The following is a 5,575-nucleotide window of genomic DNA, read 5'->3' on the forward strand; positions in this document are numbered from 1 at the left end:
GTCCACCAGAGCGGGAACGGTCCACGCCGATATCGCCACCGACGCGGCCACCCACCGGCAGGAAGGTAGTGCGGTCAGCATGGACCACAGCACACAGTCCCAAGACAAGCTCACTCTCACCGGATCCGTCGCGCTGGGAACCGGGGTAATGATCGGAGCCGGCATCTTCGCCCTCGTGGGCCAGGTCGCGGAATTGGCCGGCGGCTGGGTGCCGTGGGCGTTCCTCGCCGGCGCGGTGGTGGTGGCGTTCAGTTCCTACTCCTACATCCGGTACTCGGCCACCAACCCGTCCTCGGGCGGGATCGCGATGCTGCTCAAAGCCGCCTACGGGCCCGGGGTGGCGGCCGGCACGTTCTCCCTGTTCATGTACGTGTCGATGATCCTCGCCGAGTCCCTGCTGGGGCGGACCTTCGGCACCTACGTGCTGCGGCCGTTCGGCATGCAGGACTCCTCCCTGTGGGTGCCGGTGCTGGCAGTGCTCGCCATCGCCGCCGCCGCGCTGGTCAACCTGGTGGGCAACCAGTGGGTCGAGCGGTCAGCCACCGCTACCGCGGCGCTCAAGATCGTGGGCATCGCGGTGCTGGCGATCGCCGGCATCCTGGCCGCGGGCGTGTCCTCGCTGGGCCGACTGTTCACCGTCGCCGAACGCACCCCACCGGAGCACGGCTGGATGGGCTTTCTGGCCGGGGTGGCCCTGTGCATCCTGGCCTACAAGGGCTTCACCACGATCACCAACCAGGGCGCGGACCTACGGGACCCGGAGCGCAACATCGGCCGCTCCATCATGATCTCCATCGCCCTGTGCACCGTCCTCTACCTGTTGATCACCGTCGCAGTAACCGCCAGCCTGACCGTTCCGCAGATCATCGGGGCCCGCGACTACGCCCTCGCCGAGGCTGCCAAGCCGATGTTCGGATCCTGGGGCGTCACGCTGACCGTGATCATCGCGGTGGTGGCGACGCTGTCAGGACTCATCGCGAGCTTGTTCTCTGTCTCCAAGCTCTACGACATGCTCCGCGACATGGGCCAGGTGCCGGGACTACCCGGGGCCGGCGGACACCAGTCGCTCTACATCACAGCCGGCCTGGCGATCCTCATGGCAGCCTTCTTCGACCTGTCACAGATCGCCTCCCTGGGGGCGATCTTGTACCTGGCAATGGACATCGCCATCCACTACGGGATCGTCCGACGCCTCAAGGACGACGTCAATGCCAAGGCGTGGATCCCGTGGGTCGCGATCGTCCTCGACGTCGCAGTGCTCGTACCCTTCCTCCTGCTCAAGGCGCAGTCCGACCCACTCACGCTGGGCATCACCGCGATCGTGGCCCTAGTCATCATCACAGCGCAGTGGATCACCGTGCGTCACCGCTCCGCACAATGATCCGCCCTTCTGCGAAAAGCCGATACAACGGGTATTGGACGCTTGTTATTACAAAGATTCTGCGAAGGTCGAACCGAGGGACTGTAGCCAGTTCTGCGCATCAGTAGCGTCGGCGTTAGCTGGGCGCCTCCAGCGACGACTCGGAGAAGAAGGGAGCACATCGATGTCTCACATCACTTCAATGATCAAAACCCACCCCAACGACGCTTCCGGCATAGACGTGCAGAAGCTTGCCGACTGCATCGCCGCGTGTCTCGAATGCGCACAGACTTGCACCTCGTGCGCTGACGCCTGCCTGGCCGAAGAGATGGTCGCAGACCTACGGAACTGCATTCGCCTCAACCTTGACTGCGGAGCGTGTCAAATCAATTGAGACGTGCAGTGGTCGGTTGAGCCTGGCTAGTTTCGGCTGATCGGGCTGCGGGGTCGTTGATGGTCACTTTCTCTGGTAGCCGGGGTGGGCGCGGGCGCCGGGTGAACCGTTCAGGGTGCTTGGCGTAGGCAGCGTCGAGCACGAGCTGCCGCTTGTCGCGGATGTGATCGGCGGTGCCGTCGTGGACGCTGGCCGGGGTGTGCAGTCCGATCCCGCTGTGCCGGTGTTCGTGGTTGTACCAGTGGGTGAACCGGTTCATCCAGGCACGGGCGTGGCCGATGCTGGCGAACCGCTCCGGGTAGTCCGGTGTGTACTTCATGGTCTTGAACTGAGACTCGCTGTAGGGGTTATCGTTGCTGGTGCGCGGCCGATTGTGCGACCGGATGACATCCAGGTCGACCAGCAGCGAGGCCAATGGCTTCGAGGTCATCGCCGCGCCCCCGTCGGCGTGGAGATACCCCGGTGCCCGCCCTTGCTCAGCGATGGCGTCAGCGACCAGGTCAGCCGCCAGTTCGCCGTCCTCGACGGTCTCGATCCGCCACCCGACGACGTAGCGGGAGAAGATGTCGATGACGACATAGGCGTGGTACCAGACGCCCTTGGCCGGACCCCGCATTTTCGTAATATCCCAGGACCAGACGTCATTTGCCGCGGTCGCCACCAGCTCGGGAATCTTGCGCGGCGGATGGGTAGCCTGCCTGCGGCGTTCGCCGTTCATCGCCTGGGCGGCCAAGATGCGGTGCATTGTGCGCTGCGAGCAGTGATACCGGCCCGCGTCGAGCTCTCGGGCCCACACCTGGGCCACCGACAGATCGGCGTAAGCGTCGCTGGTGAGCACGCCCAGCACCGCGGCGCGGTCCGGGTCGCTGAGCTCGGCAGGATGTCGGGCTTTGGGGTGCGGGCCGTAGGCGCGCGGCTTCGGATTCGCCTGGCGGTGGTGCGTTGCCCGCGACCGGCCAACCAGCGCACATGCGCGCACCACACCCAGCAGCGCGGTCAGCAGCTGCGCGGTCTCGGCCTGCCAGGTGCGCCAGGCCGCCCGGCTCACCGCGTGTTCTTTTTCGAGAGCGCCTCCAAGAACGCGACACCTTTTCCCATGACCTCCAAAGCGGCGTCACGATCAGCGATGACCTCGTCCTTTCGGGCCGCGTCCGTCTCGAGCTTGCCGATCTGCTTTTCCAGTTCGGCGATGCGCGCCTGTTCCGGCGACAGGCCCGCCCGAGGCTTCTTCTTGGACACCCTGCCCAGTGTTCCGGCTTCGATCTGGGCCCGCCACTGTTTGACGCTGGAATCGTAGAGTCCCTCACGCCGCAGCACCCGGCCTTTCTCACCGGCCGGGGCCTGGTCGTACTCAGCGACGATCCGCCGCTTGTACTCGGCGGTGAACGTCCGCCGCGCCGGCCGCCCGGCCCGCGGGGATTCCACCGTCTCCTGTGCCGGCACCGGCGTCGGCTGCAAGGCCTCCACGGCCGCAGCAGTGGTAGCAGTGATCGTCATGCTGGGTTCTCCTTCAGTCGCGCCCCAGCCTCTCATCCAGCCAGTCCGGGTGTCTCACCTCAGTCTGGCGGATAGGGCTGCGCCGATCTCTGCGCAACCACTGGCAAAATCCTCAGCCGTCGCACCGGGCAGAACCTCGCCACGGTCAAAACCACGCTCGAGGCATGCCGGACAGCATGCGCAGAATGTGCCACCGAGTGTAAGAAGCACGAGGACATGCACGAGCATTGTCGCGTCTGCGCCGAAGCCTGCCGCAAATGCGAACAGGCCTGCACCGACCTCCTGTCCGCGATCAGCTAACGATCCATGCCCGGCCTGGTCGGTCGTACGACAATCGACCAGGCTGGGCCACCCGCCGATATCCAGTCATTCTGTAAAGCTGAAGGGTGTTGAGTTGAGGCACCGACAGGTGCGTGGCCTTTTAACCTGCAGTGTTTTGGGTGAGTGATCGTCGGTTGCGTTATTGATCCGCCTGGGTCTCGAATGGCCCGGTCGCCGAGGTCGGGTCAGTCATCACCGCTCGTCTCCGACGGCGAGCGGTGTGTGCGTATCGTACATGCGGATCGCTACCGCGGCGGCCGAGACGGCGCTGACGGCGGCGGCGGCCCACACTGCTGCGTGCATACCCATGGCGTCGGCGACGATCCCGCCGAGCACTGCACCGACTGCGTATCCCAGGTCGCGCCACACGCGGTAGACCCCGACGGCTCGTCCCCGCCATACAGGATGGGCCACGTCGCCAATCGCCGCCAACAGTGTCGGGTAGACCATCGCGGTTCCGGCTCCCAGGATCACGGTGCCCACCGCCCACACGCCGAACCCGTTGCCGAGTGCGATGACGACCAGTGCGGCCGCCTGGGTGGCCATCCCCGCCGAGATGAGGTTCTTGCGGCCGATCCGGTCCGAGAGCGCGCCGGTGAACAGCTGTCCCACGCCCCAGACGGCGGGGTAGAGCGCGAACAGGAGCCCGATCTGCCCCACGGGCAGGCCTGCAGTGGCGAACAACAGGGGGAAGAGTCCCCATGACAGGCCGAAGTTGAGATTGTTGACGAGCCCGGCCTGGCTCGCCGAGGACAGGGCCGGTTCCTTGAAGCTAGTTTGGAGCGCGATCTCGCGGTCTTTCAGGCCGGCATGAAGATGGTCGTGCAGACCATCCGGGCGGGCAACGTGCCGCCCCGCGTCCAGGAGTGCGTGATCGCGGGTCTCGCGGACGAAGACCCCGGACAGCACCAGAGCCAGTGCCGTGTAGGCCAAGCCGACCAGGAACGGTGCCGGTCGCAGGCCGTATTGCCCGGCCAGGTAGCCGGCGAGCAGCGAGGTCACGGCGACGGCGCCGTAACCTGCGGCCTCGTTGAGACCCATCGCCAGGCCGCGTTGCCGGGGGCCGACGAGGTCGATTTTCATAACCACGGTGGTGGACCAGGTCAAGCCTTGGTTGATGCCCAGCAGGACGTTGGCGGCCACCACCCAGGTCCAGTCGGGCGCCCAGATGAGCATCAGTGGCACCGGGATGGCGAAGAGCCACCCGACCAGTAGGACGGGTTTACGTCCGTAGCGATCGGAGAAGGTCCCGGCGAAGTAGTTGGCGATCGCCTTGGTGATGCCGAAGGCGGCCACGTAGGTGAAGATGAAGGTGTAGCCGGTCAGGCCGAAGACGTCCGTGGCCAGCAGGGGCAGGACGGTCTGTTGCTGTCCGACCATGCCGCCTACCAGCGCATTGATGGCGACGAGCAGCGTGAACTGGGCGGCGTTGGCCTTCAGGCCAAGCTTGAGAGTGCGTTCACTGGTCATGCTTTCCCCCTCGCGATCGACCACGTCAGGGCGGTTTGGCCTTTGCTGCGTGCCGCTCCGCTAAGCAGTGCGCAGCGCCGGCTCGGCGCGGCTCTGCGGCGAACGCAGGGGGCATCGGTCGACGGCCACGAAGCAGATGGCCGCCGCGAGCGCCAGCAGAGCCACCACGCCGAGGATGATCGGTGCGGCGGGGAAGGGCAGTTCCTGGGACAGGACGAAGGCGCCCATGAGTAGGACAAAGACCCCGAAGCCCTTGCGCAGCGCCTTCTCCGGCACCACGGAGGTGAGCCGGATACCGGCGAACGAGCCGGCGATCGCGGCGGTGGTGACCGCGGCGACGAGCGGCCAGTCGAGGCTGGTCGAGGTGAGGTATCCGCCGAGCCCGGCGAAGGACTTCATGGCGATCACGAGCAGGGAGGTGCCGACCGCGGCGGTCATCGGCAGACCGGCCAGGAGCACGAGGGCCGGGACGACGAGGAACCCGCCGCCCGCGCCGACCAGTCCGGTGGCGGCGCCCACGACGAGGCCGTCGA

At 66.3% G+C, this 5,575-nt stretch carries 6 protein-coding genes; 2 read left to right on the plus strand and 4 right to left on the minus strand.

All coding sequences use genetic code 11. The annotated features are described in order from the left end of the window. The first annotated feature begins 79 nt into the window (after positions 1–79). Positions 80–1,381 (plus strand): APC family permease, encoded by a 1,302-nt coding sequence (locus AYO52_RS14175; RefSeq protein WP_067718698.1) that lies wholly within the window; start codon positions 80–82, stop codon positions 1,379–1,381. A 365-nt stretch (positions 1,382–1,746) separates the two neighbouring features. Here the strand turns inward: AYO52_RS14175 and AYO52_RS14180 are convergent, their stop codons facing one another. Beyond that, the gene (locus AYO52_RS14180; RefSeq protein ID WP_082924038.1) at positions 1,747–2,802 is read right to left on the minus strand and encodes an IS3 family transposase; all 1,056 of its coding nucleotides are present in this window, start codon (positions 2,800–2,802) and stop codon (positions 1,747–1,749) included. Continuing rightward, positions 2,799–3,251 carry a transposase gene (locus AYO52_RS14185; protein WP_082924039.1) on the minus strand — a complete coding sequence of 151 codons (453 nt, stop codon included), beginning with the start codon at positions 3,249–3,251 and terminating at the stop codon, positions 2,799–2,801. The genes AYO52_RS14180 and AYO52_RS14185 overlap by 4 nt, the downstream gene beginning before the upstream one ends. 216 nt (positions 3,252–3,467) lie before the next feature. Between AYO52_RS14185 and AYO52_RS19295 the strand changes: the two genes are divergently transcribed. Then, complete coding sequence (locus AYO52_RS19295) at positions 3,468–3,551, plus strand: four-helix bundle copper-binding protein (protein WP_371517860.1); 84 nt, start codon at positions 3,468–3,470, stop codon at positions 3,549–3,551. A gap of 213 nt (positions 3,552–3,764) precedes the next feature. On the opposite strand, the gene AYO52_RS14190 is transcribed toward AYO52_RS19295, so the two are convergent. After that, complete coding sequence (locus tag AYO52_RS14190) at positions 3,765–5,042, minus strand: MFS transporter (protein WP_067718696.1); 1,278 nt, start codon at positions 5,040–5,042, stop codon at positions 3,765–3,767. 60 nt (positions 5,043–5,102) lie between these two features. Then, the coding region (locus AYO52_RS14195; protein WP_156523624.1) for a sulfite exporter TauE/SafE family protein at positions 5,103–5,575 on the minus strand (473 nt) is incomplete at its 5' end.

It is taken from the genome of Dietzia sp. 111N12-1, from assembly GCF_001658045.1.
In the GTDB taxonomy this organism is placed as follows: domain Bacteria; phylum Actinomycetota; class Actinomycetes; order Mycobacteriales; family Mycobacteriaceae; genus Dietzia; species Dietzia kunjamensis.